The 16,398-nt window shown below is 55.8% G+C and carries 19 protein-coding genes; 3 read left to right on the top strand and 16 right to left on the bottom strand.

Going from position 1 to position 16,398, the window contains the following annotated elements; genetic code table 11:
- Window positions 1-28: 28 nt before the first annotated feature.
- A complete protein-coding gene (locus tag BFP70_RS12940; RefSeq protein WP_066012072.1) occupies window positions 29-1,207 on the top strand; it encodes an ammonium transporter in 1,179 nt (392 codons plus the stop codon).
- Window positions 1,208-1,298: 91 nt separating this feature from the next.
- On the opposite strand, the gene BFP70_RS12935 is transcribed toward BFP70_RS12940, so the two are convergent.
- Together BFP70_RS12935 and BFP70_RS12930 are read right to left on the bottom strand one after the other, a co-directional pair.
- Window positions 1,299-2,837 (bottom strand): calcium-binding protein, encoded by a 1,539-nt coding sequence (locus BFP70_RS12935; protein ID WP_066012071.1) that lies wholly within the window; start codon window positions 2,835-2,837, stop codon window positions 1,299-1,301.
- Window positions 2,838-2,908: 71 nt separating this feature from the next.
- Window positions 2,909-3,367 (bottom strand): type II toxin-antitoxin system RatA family toxin, encoded by a 459-nt coding sequence (locus BFP70_RS12930; RefSeq protein ID WP_066012162.1) that lies wholly within the window; start codon window positions 3,365-3,367, stop codon window positions 2,909-2,911.
- 120 nt (window positions 3,368-3,487) lie between these two features.
- On the opposite strand from BFP70_RS12930, the gene hpt reads away from it, so the two are divergent.
- Window positions 3,488-4,030, top strand: a complete 543-nt coding sequence (gene hpt / locus BFP70_RS12925; RefSeq protein ID WP_066012070.1) for a hypoxanthine phosphoribosyltransferase — start codon at window positions 3,488-3,490, stop codon at window positions 4,028-4,030.
- Complete coding sequence (locus BFP70_RS12920; RefSeq protein WP_066012069.1) at window positions 4,027-4,215, top strand: hypothetical protein; 189 nt, start codon at window positions 4,027-4,029, stop codon at window positions 4,213-4,215. Before hpt ends, BFP70_RS12920 begins: the two co-directional genes overlap by 4 nt.
- Window positions 4,216-4,219: 4 nt before the next feature.
- Here the strand turns inward: BFP70_RS12920 and grxB are convergent, their stop codons facing one another.
- The 14 genes from grxB to BFP70_RS12845 form a co-directional block, all read right to left on the bottom strand.
- Window positions 4,220-4,864, bottom strand: a complete 645-nt coding sequence (gene grxB, locus BFP70_RS12915; RefSeq protein WP_066012068.1) for a glutaredoxin 2 — start codon at window positions 4,862-4,864, stop codon at window positions 4,220-4,222.
- Window positions 4,865-4,973: 109 nt separating this feature from the next.
- Complete coding sequence (locus BFP70_RS12910) at window positions 4,974-5,498, bottom strand: DsbE family thiol:disulfide interchange protein (protein WP_255356702.1); 525 nt, start codon at window positions 5,496-5,498, stop codon at window positions 4,974-4,976.
- Window positions 5,491-5,652 carry a heme exporter protein CcmD gene (gene ccmD, locus BFP70_RS12905; RefSeq protein ID WP_066012067.1) on the bottom strand — a complete coding sequence of 54 codons (162 nt, stop codon included), beginning with the start codon at window positions 5,650-5,652 and terminating at the stop codon, window positions 5,491-5,493. The genes BFP70_RS12910 and ccmD overlap by 8 nt, the downstream gene beginning before the upstream one ends.
- The gene (locus BFP70_RS12900; RefSeq protein ID WP_066012066.1) at window positions 5,649-6,377 is read right to left on the bottom strand and encodes a heme ABC transporter permease; all 729 of its coding nucleotides are present in this window, start codon (window positions 6,375-6,377) and stop codon (window positions 5,649-5,651) included. The genes ccmD and BFP70_RS12900 overlap by 4 nt, the downstream gene beginning before the upstream one ends.
- 105 nt (window positions 6,378-6,482) lie before the next feature.
- Window positions 6,483-7,139, bottom strand: coding sequence for a heme exporter protein CcmB (ccmB, locus tag BFP70_RS12895; RefSeq protein WP_066012065.1), 657 nt, complete (start codon window positions 7,137-7,139; stop codon window positions 6,483-6,485).
- Window positions 7,136-7,801 carry a heme ABC exporter ATP-binding protein CcmA gene (gene ccmA, locus BFP70_RS12890; protein WP_066012064.1) on the bottom strand — a complete coding sequence of 222 codons (666 nt, stop codon included), beginning with the start codon at window positions 7,799-7,801 and terminating at the stop codon, window positions 7,136-7,138. The genes ccmB and ccmA overlap by 4 nt, the downstream gene beginning before the upstream one ends.
- 65 nt (window positions 7,802-7,866) lie before the next feature.
- A complete protein-coding gene (locus BFP70_RS12885) occupies window positions 7,867-8,232 on the bottom strand; it encodes an Mth938-like domain-containing protein (protein ID WP_066012063.1) in 366 nt (121 codons plus the stop codon).
- The gene (gene secF, locus BFP70_RS12880; protein ID WP_066012062.1) at window positions 8,232-9,236 is read right to left on the bottom strand and encodes a protein translocase subunit SecF; all 1,005 of its coding nucleotides are present in this window, start codon (window positions 9,234-9,236) and stop codon (window positions 8,232-8,234) included. Before secF ends, BFP70_RS12885 begins: the two co-directional genes overlap by 1 nt.
- A 13-nt stretch (window positions 9,237-9,249) precedes the next feature.
- Window positions 9,250-10,914: a protein translocase subunit SecD gene (gene secD, locus BFP70_RS12875; protein WP_066012061.1), complete on the bottom strand. Its 1,665-nt coding sequence runs from the start codon at window positions 10,912-10,914 to the stop codon at window positions 9,250-9,252.
- An 18-nt stretch (window positions 10,915-10,932) separates the two neighbouring features.
- Window positions 10,933-11,268, bottom strand: a complete 336-nt coding sequence (gene yajC / locus BFP70_RS12870) for a preprotein translocase subunit YajC (protein WP_066012060.1) — start codon at window positions 11,266-11,268, stop codon at window positions 10,933-10,935.
- Between the two features lie 335 nt (window positions 11,269-11,603).
- Window positions 11,604-12,182: a hypothetical protein gene (locus BFP70_RS12865; RefSeq protein ID WP_066012059.1), complete on the bottom strand. Its 579-nt coding sequence runs from the start codon at window positions 12,180-12,182 to the stop codon at window positions 11,604-11,606.
- A gap of 474 nt (window positions 12,183-12,656) precedes the next feature.
- Window positions 12,657-14,105, bottom strand: coding sequence for an IMP dehydrogenase (gene guaB / locus BFP70_RS12855; RefSeq protein ID WP_066012057.1), 1,449 nt, complete (start codon window positions 14,103-14,105; stop codon window positions 12,657-12,659).
- Window positions 14,106-14,257: 152 nt separating this feature from the next.
- Window positions 14,258-15,175, bottom strand: a complete 918-nt coding sequence (locus BFP70_RS12850) for a tellurium resistance protein (protein WP_176715567.1) — start codon at window positions 15,173-15,175, stop codon at window positions 14,258-14,260.
- A gap of 219 nt (window positions 15,176-15,394) precedes the next feature.
- Window positions 15,395-16,288, bottom strand: a complete 894-nt coding sequence (locus BFP70_RS12845; RefSeq protein ID WP_176715566.1) for a GNAT family N-acetyltransferase — start codon at window positions 16,286-16,288, stop codon at window positions 15,395-15,397.
- Window positions 16,289-16,398 lie beyond the last annotated feature (110 nt).

The raw sequence follows: 16,398 nt of genomic DNA, 5'->3' as shown, positions 1-16,398 counted from the left end.
CCGAATTGATCAGTCGGAGGGTAAACATATGAATGGGGCGGATACAGCCTGGGTCATGGTAGCAACCGCATTGGTGCTGTTTATGACATTGCCAGGGCTTGCACTTTTTTACGGCGGTCTTGTCCGGGCACGCAATGTTCTATCCGTTTTCATGCAATGTTTTGCTGTTGCCGCATTGATGAGCATTGTTTGGCTGGTCGCAGGGTATTCTATCGCCTTTGGCGAGGGGAACGCTGTCTGGGGCGGGCTGTCCAAAGCATTCCTGTTTGGCATTGGCCCTGACACATTGGCCGGCACCATCCCCGAGATCTGCTTCTTTGCCTTTCAAATGACATTCGCAGTGATCACCCCCGCGCTGATCCTTGGCGCCTTCGTCGAGCGGATCAGTTTTGGCTTTGTGCTGACTTTCTGTGCGATCTGGCTGTTGGCCGTGTATGCGCCGGTGACACACTGGATTTGGGGCGGCGGTATGATGTCCGATGGCGGCATTTTTGGTGACACCGGAACGCGTGATTTCGCAGGTGGTATCGTGGTGCATGAAACTGCAGCGCTTGCGGCTTTGGTTCTGGCGATCATGATCGGGCCACGGCACAAGAAATCTGTGCCACCGCACAACCCAGGCATGGTTGCAATGGGTGCAGGTATGCTGTGGGTCGGCTGGTTCGGTTTTAACGGCGGGTCACAATTGGCCGCGGATGGTGGTGCCGCGATGGCAATTACCGTCACGCATATCTCTGCCGCCGCGGCGTCACTGACATGGGCGATGTGGGAGCGGATCAAATTTGGGAAATCCTCCCTTGTGGGTTTGGTCACAGGCACGATTGCGGGTCTGGCGTCGATCACCCCGGCCTCTGGCTTTGTTGGCCCGATCGAAGCCCTGGCGATTGGCTGCGTTGCAGGCATCTTATGCCAAGAGGCCGTGGTGCTGGTGCGCGAAAAAATTGGCATTGACGATACGCTGGATGTCTTTGCTGTGCATGGTGTCGGCGGAATTTTCGGCACGATCATGATCGCGGTCTTTGGTCAGGGCACTGCAGTGGCACAATTTGGCGCCTTGGCAATCGTTGGCGTCTACACCGTGGTGCTGACCTGGATCATTGCCCGCGTTGTTATGGTGCTGTTCCCGATCCGCGTGTCGGCAGAACATGAAACCAACGGTCTGGACCTGTCGACACATGGCGAGCGCGCCTATGACATGACCTCATAAAATTTTCCACTCACGGAAAACACGGCGAAAAGGCCGCCCCATATTCAGGGGTGGCCTTTTCTACATCATCAATCGGCGATCCTTGCGCGGGCTAACCCTGCGCCACCGCATAGCCTTGCGGGAATTCATCCACTGTCAGAACCCGGCCTACGCCCTGCACAATCGCAATCGGCGCCCCAAGATCCCCCAGCAGAAGATCGCCATCATCGGTCACGCTTTGGCTGATAGGATCGGTATGGCCATCAGTATCCGCGCTTTCTACTCCGTCCCAAATAAGCGAAATTTGCTCTCCAGCTTCAAAATCTGCAATGACGATCGGGCCTGGATCAACGTCCTGCGCATCCTCATCCACGGTGCCCGCCTCCGTAGCGATGTCGATGGTGAAGCTATCTGTTCCTGCCCCGCCGGTCAGCGTGTCACCCGCAGTCCCTGTCAGCGCGTCATCGCCCTGTGTTGTCAATTGCGCCAGCTGATCGGAGGTGGCCAACAGATCTGCCAAGGGTGTTCCTGCAAGGCCCGTGAATGTCGCCACCACCTCTTCGCCCGACAACAGTAGCAGATCTTCACCATCATCTTGCGCCGACAGCTCGTCTGGCAATTCTTCAAAGGACAGCGCATCTTCGCCAGGCACAAACCCGTTGATGATATTGGAAGAGCCACCGAATTCGATTTCATCGCTGGCCGCATCGCTATCGGTCAGATCAATCGTAATCCCATCACTATGGGTCACGATTTGGTCGGCCCCCTCGCCCGCGATCACAGTGGCGTTGCCAGTCACATCGATCAGATCCTTACCCGCGCCGCCATCAAACACCGCGCCATTTCCAATGATCGTGTCATTCCCGTCGCCGCCGTAATACAGGGTCTCATCGGTGGCATTAGCGCCCTCTAGAAGATCATTGCCATCGTCACCAAAAAGCGTATCGGCATCAGCCTGTGGGCCTGCATCGGCACCGTTCGACGCACGACCCACCGCAGACAGGCTGTCATTTCCATCGCCGCCGCGAAGCATATCACCGCCCGCATTTCCGTTCAGTTGATCTGCGCCCTCGGACCCGATCAGCGTATCACTTCCATCACCGCCAAACAGCACATCCTTGGCTGAACCGCCATAGATCAGGTCATCACCCGCCTGCCCGTCAATATCATCGCCGCCTTCACCACCGCGCAAAATATCATTTCCATCGCCGCCGCGAATGTAATCGTCGGCACCATCGCCATAGATCGTGTCATCACCGGTGCCACCATAAAGCTGATCTTCGCCCCAACCGCCGGTGATGGAGTCATCCCCCGCCAAACCGGATACAAGGTCAAAGCCAATGCCGCCATCCATCGTGTCATCGCCATCTTGCCCGAACAGCCGATCTGCGCCCCGGCCACCGTCAACAACATCATCGCCCGCTCCGGCCCATACCTCATCAGGGCCGGCCCCGGCATCGATCGTGTCGGCCAAATCATCACCGACAATCGTGTCGTTAAAATCCGTGCCGGTCAGCAAATCACCGGTGGGCGGCGTGACATCGACATTATTGTCAACCGTCTCACCGCTGTCATCATCATCCGTTGCACCGATTTCATTCAACGCAACGGCAAAGGGCACCAGCCCCATCAAAAATAAACTAAAAAACATCTCAGCCCCCAGCCGGAAAATCTGGCTCAGGGTGAGAAAATGTTAACCTTAAGTCAACCTAAGACTGCATTTCAGACCGTTGCGGGTCCGTATAAAGACTGTGCACGATCTTGAAACGCCTTGACGATCCGGCGCATCGCCTCATTGAACACAGCGCCGACAACGCCTTGTAAAATAGGGTTTTTAAATTCAAAATCTACAAAGAAATCAACCTGGCAACCGCCATCGACATCTTTGAAATCCCAAGTGCTTTTCAGATATTTAAACGGCCCGTCCAGATATTCAGTATCCACATGTTTGCGTTCGGGCCATAGAACCACGCGCGACCCGAAACGTTCACGGAACACTTTGAAAGAAATCACCAAATCGGCCAGCATAACGGTTGATCCATCGGGCATTTCATCGCGCGAACGAATACGCGCTGCGGCGTTCCAGGGCAGGAATTCAGGATATCTTTGCACATCTGCCACCAGATCATACATCTGCTGAGCGGTATAGGGCATCACGCGGCTGTCGGATTGCTTGGGCATCGGGTCTCCGGGCGTCTTTTCGTTGCGGATCAACACTTGTCATTGACGCCCCTTACTTGCGATAAACCGGGCAAAGATCAAGGGCGGCCGTATGGCGTCGCCATCCCTGAAGGAGACCGCATGTCTGACCGTGCCTATGAAATCACGCCATTTATCACCGCCAAGCAGATTGCTGCGCGGGTCGAAGAACTGGGGCGTGAGATTTCGCAAAGCTTCGCTGGTACAGAGAAGCTGGTGGTTGTGGGGCTGCTACGCGGCAGTTTTGTCTTTATCGCTGACCTGATCCGCGAAATCGACCTGCCCTGCGAGGTCGATTTTCTGGAAGCCTCCAGCTATGGCAATGATACGACATCGTCGCGCGAAGTGCGGATCATGAAAGATTTACGCGGCAATATCGGCGGGCGCGACGTCCTGGTTGTGGAAGATATTGTCGACACCGGCCATACGATTTCCAAAGTAATGGAGATGCTCAAGGCACGCGGCCCGCGCCGGATTGAATGCTGTGCGATGCTTGATAAACCCTCGCGGCGCGAAGTCGAGGCAAAGGCAAGCTGGACCGGATTTGAGATCCCCGATAAATTCGTCATCGGTTATGGATTGGATTTTGCCCAAAGCCACCGCAACCTGCCCTATATCGGCACGGTAAAGTTCACGGACGAATGAATCTCATCTGGCTGATCCGTGCGTCACGCTGGGTGCGCAATCCCCCCTCGCCGCAGCGGGTCAAGCTGGTGTTTGCGGCGATTGTGATTGCGCTGCTGGTTGTGGGAATTGAATGGATGGGATGGTGGCCCGAATGGGCCGCTGTTGATCCAAAGTCAATGCGCGGGCCACCCCGCATCCCCTAAAAAATTAACGGTTTGCTGCGCGCAACTCACCGACCAGCGGCACGCCGCAAGCCTGCGACACTATTTTGCGGTAGGCAGCAACCTGCGGCGGGATGTCCAGATCCTGTAACATCGACAGGGAACGCAGCACCGGGAACAGGTGTATATCATCTATGCTCGGCGCCTCTGCCTTTGGCAACATCGGTACAAGCGCGCGCAGCCCCTGTTCCATCTGCGCAAAAAGCGTGTCGCTTTGCGCCAGCAATGCGTCGAATTGCACGCCCATTGACTGCTGCTTTTTCTGGGTAAAATAGGCCCGAGCAGAAGCGGTTTCAAATTCCGGATAAATTGGTTCTGGCGTGCGCGGGATTGTTAGCTTGGCAATCAGGGGCGACATATCCGACAGCCATTGCGCCAGCCCTGACGAAACCGTGCCGCCAAAGATCGGCCGATCGTCCAGCGCGTCAAGATAAGCAACAATATCAAGGCTTTCACCCATATACCCATCGCCGGTTTCCAAAATTGGCACCATCTTCGCGCCCACCATCGAAATCGGCGTGGCCTCATCATCATTGGCTAAAATTTGTAATTCCAATGGTATGTTTTTTAACCCAAACGGCATGCGGGCGCGGGTGCAAAACGGGCAATGATCATAAACAAACAATTTCATCGACGCAGTCCTATATAACTGTGGCACAGGGAAAGTTGGCCTGTCCATGTTGCAATACGCCACAGCCAAACAGGGTCATGCGTGATGTGCAAGCCCGCTCACACAGGCGTTACTGTGCGTCCAGAAGTGGGCGCAACTGGCTGTCGATCACACGCTGTGTCACCGGCCCGGCAAAGCGGAACAGCACCGTGCCGTTACCATCCACAACAAAGGTTTCAGGCACACCGTAAACGCCCCAATCCAATGCCATTCGGCCTGTCGTATCTGCACCGATTTTGGCGTATGGGTTGCCCAGCTCCTGCAAAAAGCCCTGCGCTTTAACCGGATCATCTTTGTAATTCACGCCGTAAATCGACAAACCCTCATCGGCCAAAGCGCTCAGATTGGGATGTTCGACACGGCAGGGCGCACACCAAGACGCCCAGAAATTCACCAATTTCAACTGTCCGTCTTGCAGATCGGCAGCCGTGAACTCTGGCTGATCATCAAAGGGTTGCAGGGCAATCGCCGGGGCAACCTTACCAGCAAATGCTGTGGGCAGCTGATCGGGATTGTCCCGCGCCATGCCCCAAACGAACATCCCCGCCAGCCCAAAGAAAATGACCGGCGGCAGCAGCATAAGCGGTTTAACCATTGTCAGCCCTCATCCGAATCTCTTGTGCCTGCAAGGCCCGTTTCACCCTCGCACTACGCCATAGGGTCGCTGCGACCAATGCTGCCAGCAGCACCAAAGTCACCCCCCAGCTGATCAACACGGTATTCGCGTATTTGTCCAACTCTGGCATCATTGCATCCGCTCCCGTAACTGTAGGGCACGCAGCCGGCGCATGCGAATTTCTGTTCGCGTGCGCACCAGCACCAGCGTGACAAACAAAAGGCCAAACCCGACCATCGTAATCACCAAAGGCACCCAATAGACATTCGCAATATGTTGCTCTTTGTCCAACGACAATGTCGCGCCCTGATGCAGCCCTTGGTTCCAGAAATTCACCGCATAGCGCGACAGCAGCGCAAAGACAGAGCCAACAAGGCACAATACTCCGGTCAAATCCGCCGCCGTATCCGGATCATCAATCGCGGACCACAGCGCCATATAACCAATGTAGAACAGGAATAAGATCAGGAATGACGTTAGGCGTGGGTCCCATTCCCACCATGTGCCCCACATCGGTTGCCCCCAGACGGCACCTGTGATCAGCGCGATCACCGTCATCACCATGCCAACCGGTGCAGCCGCCTTGGCCGCCAGTGCCGACACATGATGACGGCGCACAATCCAGATCAACGACGCCACCAACATCATCACCCAAATATTAATTGCCATCATCGCCGCAGGCACATGCACATAGATCACCTTGACAGAGGATCCGAAATTATCCGCCGCAGGTGTGAAGGAAAAGCCCCAGATCAAGCCAATGGCCAATGTCACTGCGGTCGCGACTGTGACAAAGGGCAATAGTTTGCCAGATGTCTTCATGAATTTTACCGGGTTGGCATATTCCCAAATCGACATCTGACCTCATTACCCTGCTGGCGCTTAGCGCTGTCTATCATTTAACCGAACCGATGGTGAAACACCAATTGGTCTGCCTTGACCAAGGTCAATTCATAGCGCAACTCACCGAAGATTGACCCGGATTGCTGCTGCGCTGGCAAATGGCACCAATGCAATCACCGCAGCTGTGATCCCGACCAACATCATCAGCGGCGTTTGCACCGACATGCCTTGTGCGCCGCGCCGGATCAGCTCTGCGCCAAAAATCAGTGTTGGAATATAAAGCGGCAGAACCAAAAGCGACAGCAACAGCCCGCCGCGCTTCAACCCAACCGTCAACGCCGCGCCAAATGTGCCCAGCACCGACAGCGCAGGCGTGCCGATCAGCAATGAAATCACCAACCAGCGATAGGCCTGCATATCCAGATGCAACAACACCCCAAAGACCGGTGCGGCCACCACCAGCGGCAATCCCGTCGTGACCCAATGCGCCAAAGCCTTCATCGTCACCACCCCCTCCATCGGAATCGGTGCCGTGGCCAGCAGATCAAGCGAACCATCCTCAAAGTCCAAAGCGAAGATCCGGTCCAGCGACAGCAAACAGGCCAGCAACGCGCCCAGCCATAGGACCCCCGGTGCGATACGGGCCAGAATATCGCCTTGCGGCCCCACGCCAAAAGGCACCAACGTCACCACGATCAGGAAAAATGCCAACCCAAGGCCAAACCCGCCCCCGGCCCGCACCGCCAATCGCAAATCACGGATCAACAGCGCAATCATAAAAAGGCCCCGAAATCATCGTCGCCGTGATCACCGCGCCCGGCCCCAAACCCCGATGGGTCGGCGGCACCGTTGTGCAGACTGGCACGATAGGCTGACAGGTCCAGCACGCGCGCCTCTGTCAGGCCCAGATCAATGTGGGTAGCCATTAACGCCGCCCCGCCTTGTGCCAGATGCGCCCGCACGGTTTGTGCAAACAGCGCAACAGACTCCGTATCAAGCGACACCGTCGGTTCATCCAAAACCCAAACCGGCCGCCGCGTCACCAGCAAACGCGCCAAGCCCAACCGCCGTTTTTGCCCGGCGGATAAGGTGGCTGCAGGACGTTGCGCAAGACCGGTCAAATTCATCTGCAATAAGGCTGGGGCGATATCACTTCCGCCATAGGTCGCCGCCCAAAACGACAGGTTTTCAACCACGCTGAGCATGGATTTCAACCCGTCCGCATGGGCTGCGTAGGCGATGCTATCCTCAGGTGCGTGGATCTTACCTGCCATCGCTGGCTGCAACCCTGCCACCGTGCGCAATAGCGTGGTTTTGCCCAGCCCGTTTGGCCCGCGCAGCACAAGCACCTGCCCCGCCGCCAGCGAGAAGCTGAGACCGTGCAACACCGGCACACCGCCACGCGCGACGGTAAGATTTTCAGCGCTGAGTATTGTCATAGGACTGGTGTAGTGGATCACACCCCGCTGCGAAAGATCGCATATGCGGGTTGCGACCAAAGGCCTTAGGCTGTCTCGGGCATTACCAAAAGGGCAACGGCCACGCGTCGCCCCTCTGACAACAAAACATTGTAGCTGCGCGCCGCAGATGGGGTTGCCATCGCCTCGCACATGATACCGATGGCCTCCAATGGCTCAATCAGCGATTTCGGAGCAAAGGCAATCTCTGGCCCGGTGCCAATGAACAGCACGTCGATTTGATCCGCCAAGGTTCTTGGCGCATCAATATCCGTATACCCGCCCCATGGTATCACACCTTGAGGATGGACCAAGACATTGCCACGGTGGATCTGCCCACCGACCCGAAAGAACCCCGGACCGTAGCCATCCACCGGAACCTGCCCTGCGAAATCAGCCTCAAGGATCAACATCAGGCGCCCTCATTCCACGGTTTCGATTTGCCCGGCTTGGCCGATTTATCGAAAAATTTATCTGCCGGATCGACCTTTTTCTTATCACGGTCCACGCCCAGGAACAAAACGATATTCTTGGCCACGAACACCGATGAATAGGTGCCGATCACAACACCCCATGTCATGGCGAACACAAAGCCGCGGATCACGTCACCGCCCAGAACCAGCAGCGCGATCAAGGCGATCAATGTGGTCCCAGATGTCATCACCGTGCGTGACAGCGTTTCATTGACCGAGATATTCATCACGTCTTTCAACGGCATCGTCTTATATTTTATGAGGTTTTCACGCAGGCGATCAAACACAACCACCGTATCATTGATCGAGTAACCCAAGATCGTCAGCAAAGCCGCAATGATCGTCAAATCGAATTTGATCTGGAACAGCGCGAAAATGCCCACCGTTACGGTGACATCATGGATCAGCGCGGCCACCGCACCGACCGAAAATTGCCATTCAAACCGCAGCCAAATATATGCCAAGATCGCCAAGGTTGCCGCCAGAACCGAAAGAAGCGCAGTTTCGATCAGCTCCCCTGATACTTTAGGGCCAACCGATTCAGTCGAGGTGAACTTGACCGATGGCACCACTGTTTGCAGTGCAGCCTCAACGGCGTTGATCGTATCAGACGACACCGCTTCAGTGCCATCTTGTGCCTGAATGCGGACCTCTGCGACGTGGTGATCCGCGGCAAATGTTGGATCGAACACTTCGGTAATCACCACATCACCCAGCCCTAGCGGGGCAATGGAATCCCGCCATGAGGCGATATCCACACTTTCATTGGTTTGTGCGCGGATTGTTGTGCCACCGCGAAAATCGATGCCATAATTCAACCCCATCACCGCAACGGCAATGATAGAGGCAATCACCAGCATGACCGAGAACCCGAAGGTCAGCGTCTGGTGGCGGAAAAAATCCCAAGAGGTTTGCTCGGGAACGAGTCTAAGACGGAATGCCATGAATATCGCTCCTTCAAACGGTCAGGGTCTTGGGGCGGCGCAATGCGAACCAGCCAACGACCATCAGCCGTGTGACCCAGATCGCAGTGAAAACAGAAGTAATAATACCGACAATCAACGTCACGGCAAAACCGCGCACCGGACCTGCCCCAAGCACGAACAAAATCAATGCCGTAAGGAATGTGGTGACATTGGCATCCACAATCGCAGACATCGCCTTTTCATAGCCAAGCTCAATCGCGCGGGCCGGACCTTTGGCGTTTTTCAGCTCCTCTCGGATCCGTTCAAACACCAGAACATTCGCATCGACAGCCATACCGATCGTCAGCACGATCCCGGCGATGCCTGGCAATGTCAGCGTCGCGCCGATCATCGACATGATGCCGAAGACAAGGCCGATATTGATCACTAGTGCGGCTGCTGCAAACGCGCCGAACAAGCCATAGCTCGCAACCATGAAGATCAACACCGCGGCCAGGCCCACGACGGCTGCGCGCGATCCTGCCGCAATGGAATCTGCGCCCAGCTCTGGCCCGATCGTGCGTTCTTCCAGGAATGTCATACCTGCGGGCAATGCCCCGGCGCGCAGCAACAGCGCCAGATCCGTCGCCTCTTGCACTGTGAAATCGCCCGTGATGATCCCTGACCCGCCCGCAATATGGGATTGAATGACAGGCGCGGAAATCACCTGATTGTCCAGGACAATCGCGAAGGGCTCACCGATATGGGCGGCCGTGTAATCCCCGAATTGCCGCGCACCGGTGGTGTTGAACCGGAAGCTGACGGCCGCGCGTCCGTTGGTATCTGTATCGGGGCGGGCATCTGTCAGTTCATCCCCGGTGACAACGGGCACATCCGCCACAGCATAATAACGGCCTTCAACATTGGCATCTGGCAACAGATCATTGCCAACGCCTGGATTGGCATCCCCATTGGAGGTCGTCGAAATAACCTGATTGAAGCTCAGCTTGGCAGTCGTTCCGATCAACGCCTTGAGATCCTCGGCAGAGCCGATACCGGGCACTTCGATCAAGATGCGGTCGCTGCCTTGGCGCGCAATGGTCGGCTCGCGGGTCCCGGCGGCATCCACACGGCGGCGCACGATTTCCAGCGATTGCTGCATGGTGCGATTGTCGGTGGCAGTCTTTTCAGCGTCCGATAAGGTGACGGTAATCGTGTTCCCTGCCCCGCTGATGGCCAAATCATCCTGACCTACGCCGGTCAATGTCACAACAGGTGTGGCAAGGGATTTCACGATTTCAACGGCTTGCGCGATCTGATCGGCATTACCTATCTGAATCTTCAGCTCTCCATCCGGGCTGTCAACGCGGCGCACGGCACCAATGGTGGCGCGCTGTGCGGCCAGGGCGCTGCGGGCTTCGGGCCACAAGGCATCCATACGCGCCTTGTAAACCTCACCCAGGTGGACCTCGGCAAGAAGATGCGCACCACCGCGCAAATCAAGCCCCAGATTCACCAGGCTGGAGGGCAGAAAATCAGGCCAGCCTGCACGGGCGGTGACCTGTTCATCTGTCAATGCGCCGGTTTTCTCCAGCGCTGCAATCGCATCATTATGTAATTCAACACGATTGTAGAAAAGGTTCGGCACCGCCATTGCAAGCCCAGCAAGACATAGGGCGATAATGACGACACGCTTCCAAAGCGGGATCTGCAGCATAGCGGTGCCTTTTTGGTCTTACTTCGATTCGACAGCAGGTTCCGTCTTCGACAGAACTTGAACGATCGTGGACTTGACCACGCGGACTTTTACACCGGTCGCAATTTCGACTTCCAGCTCACCGTCGTCGCGCACATGTGTCACCTTGGCGATGATACCGCCTTGCGTAATGACCTGATCGCCACGGCGCACAGCTTCGACCATTGCTTTGTGCTGCTTCACTTTCTTTTGCTGCGGACGGATCAGCAGGAAATACATGATCACAAAGATCAGAATAAGCGGCAAAAATTGACCAAGCTGGCCCATCGGGCCGGCGGCGCCAGCGGCTTGCGCATAAGCGGGGGTTGCGAACATTTTCAAAGGGTCCTCTTTGTTAGGGCCATGCGGGAGTCCGCGACAACGGATCCCATATATCGGCGCGCACACTAGACGCCCCCCCCCATATTGGCAAGCAGCCGCAGCCCATCAAACAAGGCCCATTGGCCCAACTGACGCGGTTTCACGGCCTTGTCAGAACATGTTGGGGCTAATCCATGAAAAACCCGTGCGGTGGCCACCGCACGGGTTCGTAGAATCGGCACAGGCCTGAACAGCCTGCCCCGCAAGTGCCACAGTGCATCGGGACCTTCTGGTCCGCCCGATATCGGTCACGTCTGGCGTGCGATAGGGTGCGCGTGGCCTATGGGTATTCAGCGCAGAACGGGTGCCGCGCTCGCAGCTGTGCGGCGCGCTTTCTGGCGTTCATCGCTAAGCATGGTATTTGCGCTGATTTCAGCGATATCGGCGCATTCCTCAATCATGAAGGCAAAGAAATCGGCCTCAAATTCCACCCCATCCACGACCAAGCGGGAAATAAAGCGCAGCTTGGCCAATGCTTCTGGCATATTGGTCGGCTCTGTCTCGTAGATCACGCTTTCCAGCGTTTCCAACTGATAGCGATAGATGCGGATCTCGGTTTCCAGCTCTTCGATCTCGGCCAGCTTGGTCATCGACACAGGCACAGCATCGGCCTGACCATCTTCATTGCGCATCATCTGCTTCAGATTGTCTTCGCTGACACGTTGCTGATGCGCGTTGATTGCGGCCTGTTGTTCAGAGATCACACGGTCACACAGATCTTCCATATAGTCATAGCGGCGGATCAACTCCCCCAATGGCAGCTGGTCAACGGGGTTGGGTTTCGCCGGCGCCGTCAGAACCGGTTGAGGACGCAGCCCCGCTTCAGCCGGACGGGATTTCTGGGCTAGTTTTTTGAACACGCTATGCATCTTGTATCTCCACTCTGCTCGCTTGCTGCCTGCAGCCCTTCCTGCCGGCCGATGACTATAATTAACCAGCACGGCAGGGCATAATGAGGGAGGAAGTCAGGCATTGTTTCCCAATTGGTTATCAAGCGGTTAACGGAAATTTTGTTGATATTAATGATGGTTCACAAAAGGTTTATAAAAATAATCATTCAAATTCAGCACCTTGATTAATTTTCGTTGATATTTTTTAAATTCAACGAAAGCATTAATCAAATTTGAGTGTAAAATTTAATGGATACTTAACCAATCCGACCGAAATGCGTCACCGTCTTTTATGAAACGGACCAAAACGAGGAATAAATTCTTCGCCATGCTGTGGATGAAACGACTCATGCGATTCTGCGCGGTTTGGCGCCCTGTCGTCATCTGCGAAATGAAAAAGGCCAGGGCGCGTTTTGCACCCTGGCCATCCGATAGAAAGATTACCATACAGGATCAGCCGATACGGTAGTTCGGGCTTTCGCGGGTGATCTGCACGTCGTGCACATGGCTTTCTTTCAGCCCTGCCCCCGTGATGCGCACAAATTCGCAACCACCGCGCATATCGGCAACCGTTGCCGATCCGGTATAGCCCATCGCCGCACGCAGACCACCAACCAGCTGATGAATGACCGCGCCAGCCGGGCCTTTATATGGCACCTGACCTTCGATCCCCTCGGGCACCAGCTTGTCGGATGCCGCATCCTTTTGGAAATAGCGATCCGCGGATCCGCGTGCCATCGCGCCCAGCGATCCCATCCCACGATAGGATTTGTAGGACCGGCCCTGATACAGGATTACTTCACCCGGTGATTCATCGGTGCCTGCAATTGCAGACCCCACCATCGCGCAGCTTGCACCGCCTGCAATCGCCTTGGCAAAATCGCCCGACAGCTTGATCCCGCCATCTGCTATGATTGGCACATCGCCTGCGCCCGAACATGCATCCATGATTGCTGTCAATTGTGGCACACCAACGCCTGCCACGATACGGGTGGTGCAGATCGACCCTGGTCCAATCCCGACTTTAACCGCATCAGCGCCGGCATCAATCAACGCTTTGGTTGCGCTTGCGGTGGCAACATTGCCTGCCACAACCTGCACATCGCCGCGATAGGCTTTGACCCGTTCTACGGCCTTGGCAACCCCGGCAGAATGGCCATGCGCCGTGTCGATCACGATCAAATCACAGCCCGCGTCGATCAATGCGATGGAGCGTTCATATCCCGCATCGCCAACAGTTGAGGCCGCAGCAACTCGCAGACGCCCCTTGCTATCTTTACATGCCAGTGGGTTTAGCACGGCCTTTTCGCTGTCTTTCAGCGTCAGCAAACCGGTCAAATGCCCCTTTGCATCCGTCACCAACAGCTTTTCAATACGCCGTTCTTGCATCAGCATCCGGGCCTGATCCCGGTCTGCCGGCTCTTGCAACATGGCCAGATTGTCTTTGGTCATCATCGCTGACACGGGTGTGTTCGCATCAGAGGCAAAACGCATATCGCGGTTTGTCACAATCCCAACAACGCGGCCATCGCCATCCACCACCGGGAAACCCGAGACATTATAGCGGGCCACCAATTTCTGTGCATCGGCAAGCGTTTGATCCGCAGTCAACGTGATGGGGCTGTAAACAATACCAGATTCAAACCGCTTCACGCGGCTGACTTCTGCGGCCTGTTCATCCAGCGACAGGTTGCGATGAATCACACCCATACCGCCGGCCTGCGCCATCGCAATCGCCATACGGGATTCCGTGACCGTATCCATAGCCGAAGATAAAAGCGGGATATTCAAACGGATCGACTTGGTCACAAAGGTCGATACATCGGCCTCCGACGGCAGCACCGAAGATGCTGCTGGAACAAGTAGGACGTCGTCGAAAGTGAGCGCCTCGCGAATCTGCATAACCGGGTCTCCGTGGCAGGGAACGTTTGGCAATTTTCTGTTTCACTTTAACGCAGTCTTGGCAACCCCAAGCGCACAGAATTCACTGTAATGTCGCACAAGCATTTGTGTTAAAGCGTAAGAACCCCCTCAACATGCTCTGTTTTGGGTGATCAGGCGATGGCTGCATTGGTATTATGCGCCAAACGGCCATAAAGCCATTCACGCAGCATGCGCAACGAAATGGGAAGCGCAACCAAAGTTGCAACCGCCAGCAGCCCCGCACCGGGAAGTGCCCATATGCCCGCCATCAGCAGCCAGAACCCAGCGGTTGTGGCCAATGGAAAGATCAATGCCCCCCATAGCGCCGTTGCGCCTGCGCGTGCCATCCAGCGGCCACGCAACACCAGCAAAATCACACCTAGGACGGTCATTAACCCAAAGGCTTGTGACATCCCTTCCGCATGGAATTGCGTAGAGACGATGCCAAGGCAGGCAGCGGGCGCAAGATGCAGCGCCAGGATTGGACGCAACGCCGCCGTCACCGTGTCACGCGACATTTGCTGCAATGTAATCACCCAGATCGATACGCAGGTCAGTAACGCGCCCCAAAACAACAATGCCGCAACCCATGTCATCCCAAGATGATGCGCTGTCGCCGCGCCAACGATCCAGCCGCCAAACGCAAGATGCCAGATCGCGTCAACGCGCCGCTGCTCGGACGGTCCAGTGACGAACCCAAAGATCAACGCACCGTTGAACGCCGCTTGCACAACCATCGCCAAAACCAAGATCAGCACAGCCTGCACCGGCGCATAGGGGGCAATAACCAACGACAACAGATATGGCAGCAAGACTGCGCAAGACATCCCCAAACGCCCCGGTAGCACCGCCAAATCCTCTAATACCACAGAAGGGCGTTGCGCAAATTTCACGACATAGGCCAGCAAGGCCGCAATCGCCAACACCGTAAGCGCGCCCAGCACAATCGCGGGCACCGCATTGGGCACACCAAAATTCTGCGCCGCCTGCTTCCATGCGAAGCCCAAGCCCATCAATCCCAAAATTACTGGAAAAATTGCAGGAGGCATATGTTGGCACATATCTTTGGGTGCGTATTTCAAAATCTGAAACGCCATAAGCCTTGCCTCTTTTTCAAACTACTGCCCGAATTACGCAGGTTTTCTGTTTCATCATCGGCCGCAATTGAACCGTTTCGAATGAATTACCTGGCAATGCGGGAAAAGCTGAGGAGAAAACACGGTGAAACTAAGGCGGCTTACTATTTTATCAGAAAACCTGATGGTGGCTTAACCGGGCAAAACAAGAACTGTTGCGCCAAGCTGCTGTGCCTGCGCGCCGGTTCCCAATTTGAAGCGCATCAACCCTTCGCCCTCCTCCGAGTTGATATCGCCCAGATCAAGCCAGCGTAGCCCCTGCGCCTTTAGTGCAAGCGCCACCTGCCACAGCAGCAGGTTATGCGCACCAACCGCCCGGCCCTCTTCACCAGACCAGCCAACCTGATAGCTTGCACCATTGCCGTGATATAGAAACACAACGCCGGCCAAAGCATCACCGCGATCATTCTTTGCCGATAGGGTCAATACCCCGCCAGGGCGCACAAATTCCCAGGCCTGCACGAATTCCGCCGGAAGTGATTTATAGCCGCGTAATTTGCGCTGTGCAGTCTCTGCTTGCAGTAACCATTTGGGATCGTCTTCCAGGGCAATGCCGATCCCCTTACGCTCTGCCGCGGCAAGACGGTTGCGCCACTTCCCGGCCATTCCCTCACGCAGGGTTTTTCCTGCAGGCCCAAGCGCCCAGATCGCATGATGTCGCGGTGTTACAAGCGGGATCAATCCACGGCCCGAAATCAGGGTTTCAGGGGTTGCAATCAGAACGCCGCGCAGATGTCGGGCAATTTTGCGCAGCACCAGCCTGTGATCAAGCGTGACACCTTGGCGACACACCGGGCCACGGCCCAGCCACCACAGCCCGGCGCGGCCGATCAGCTGCGCCATTGCGATCCGTTCCCCACCGCGCGAAAGGATCAAGCGTAAAACACGCCGACCACCCATTGCAGCAATGTCTCCGTAGGGACCCGATTGCTGCAATGCTGGCAAAACAGCACTATCAAGCGCTGCAAGCGCAAGATCCCAATCATCGCCGCTCAGGGCTGATTCCAAGATGGTTATCTGTTCCATATCTTCGTTAAGCACGGCGTTGCCTAACGTCTCTTTAACGCGTTGGTGACAATATGATCGGGTGGCATCTTTTATCGCGGCCACATCCCCAAACGCATCAAAAAGGCGCG

This window comes from Thioclava sp. SK-1 (assembly GCF_001705665.1).
Lineage (GTDB): Bacteria > Pseudomonadota > Alphaproteobacteria > Rhodobacterales > Rhodobacteraceae > Thioclava.
The sequence above is the reverse complement of the archived record's forward strand: the minus strand, read 5'-3'. Positions and strand labels throughout refer to the sequence as shown.

Excerpts from the sequence above, each read along its gene's own strand:
- BFP70_RS12940 (WP_066012072.1), top strand. The coding sequence starts at position 29 with ATGAATGGGGCGGATACAGCCTGGGTCATGGTAGCAACCGCATTGGTG.
- BFP70_RS12935 (WP_066012071.1), bottom strand. The coding sequence starts at position 2,837 with ATGTTTTTTAGTTTATTTTTGATGGGGCTGGTGCCCTTTGCCGTTGCG.
- BFP70_RS12930 (WP_066012162.1), bottom strand. The coding sequence starts at position 3,367 with ATGCCCAAGCAATCCGACAGCCGCGTGATGCCCTATACCGCTCAGCAG.
- hpt (WP_066012070.1), top strand. The coding sequence starts at position 3,488 with ATGTCTGACCGTGCCTATGAAATCACGCCATTTATCACCGCCAAGCAG.
- BFP70_RS12920 (WP_066012069.1), top strand. The coding sequence starts at position 4,027 with ATGAATCTCATCTGGCTGATCCGTGCGTCACGCTGGGTGCGCAATCCC.
- grxB (WP_066012068.1), bottom strand. The coding sequence starts at position 4,864 with ATGAAATTGTTTGTTTATGATCATTGCCCGTTTTGCACCCGCGCCCGC.
- BFP70_RS12910 (WP_255356702.1), bottom strand. The coding sequence starts at position 5,498 with ATGGTTAAACCGCTTATGCTGCTGCCGCCGGTCATTTTCTTTGGGCTG.
- ccmD (WP_066012067.1), bottom strand. The coding sequence starts at position 5,652 with ATGATGCCAGAGTTGGACAAATACGCGAATACCGTGTTGATCAGCTGG.
- BFP70_RS12900 (WP_066012066.1), bottom strand. The coding sequence starts at position 6,377 with ATGTCGATTTGGGAATATGCCAACCCGGTAAAATTCATGAAGACATCT.
- ccmB (WP_066012065.1), bottom strand. The coding sequence starts at position 7,139 with ATGATTGCGCTGTTGATCCGTGATTTGCGATTGGCGGTGCGGGCCGGG.
- ccmA (WP_066012064.1), bottom strand. The coding sequence starts at position 7,801 with ATGACAATACTCAGCGCTGAAAATCTTACCGTCGCGCGTGGCGGTGTG.
- BFP70_RS12885 (WP_066012063.1), bottom strand. The coding sequence starts at position 8,232 with ATGTTGATCCTTGAGGCTGATTTCGCAGGGCAGGTTCCGGTGGATGGC.
- secF (WP_066012062.1), bottom strand. The coding sequence starts at position 9,236 with ATGGCATTCCGTCTTAGACTCGTTCCCGAGCAAACCTCTTGGGATTTT.
- secD (WP_066012061.1), bottom strand. The coding sequence starts at position 10,914 with ATGCTGCAGATCCCGCTTTGGAAGCGTGTCGTCATTATCGCCCTATGT.
- yajC (WP_066012060.1), bottom strand. The coding sequence starts at position 11,268 with ATGTTCGCAACCCCCGCTTATGCGCAAGCCGCTGGCGCCGCCGGCCCG.
- BFP70_RS12865 (WP_066012059.1), bottom strand. The coding sequence starts at position 12,182 with ATGCATAGCGTGTTCAAAAAACTAGCCCAGAAATCCCGTCCGGCTGAA.
- guaB (WP_066012057.1), bottom strand. The coding sequence starts at position 14,105 with ATGCAGATTCGCGAGGCGCTCACTTTCGACGACGTCCTACTTGTTCCA.
- BFP70_RS12850 (WP_176715567.1), bottom strand. The coding sequence starts at position 15,175 with ATGCCTCCTGCAATTTTTCCAGTAATTTTGGGATTGATGGGCTTGGGC.
- BFP70_RS12845 (WP_176715566.1), bottom strand. The coding sequence starts at position 16,288 with ATGGAACAGATAACCATCTTGGAATCAGCCCTGAGCGGCGATGATTGG.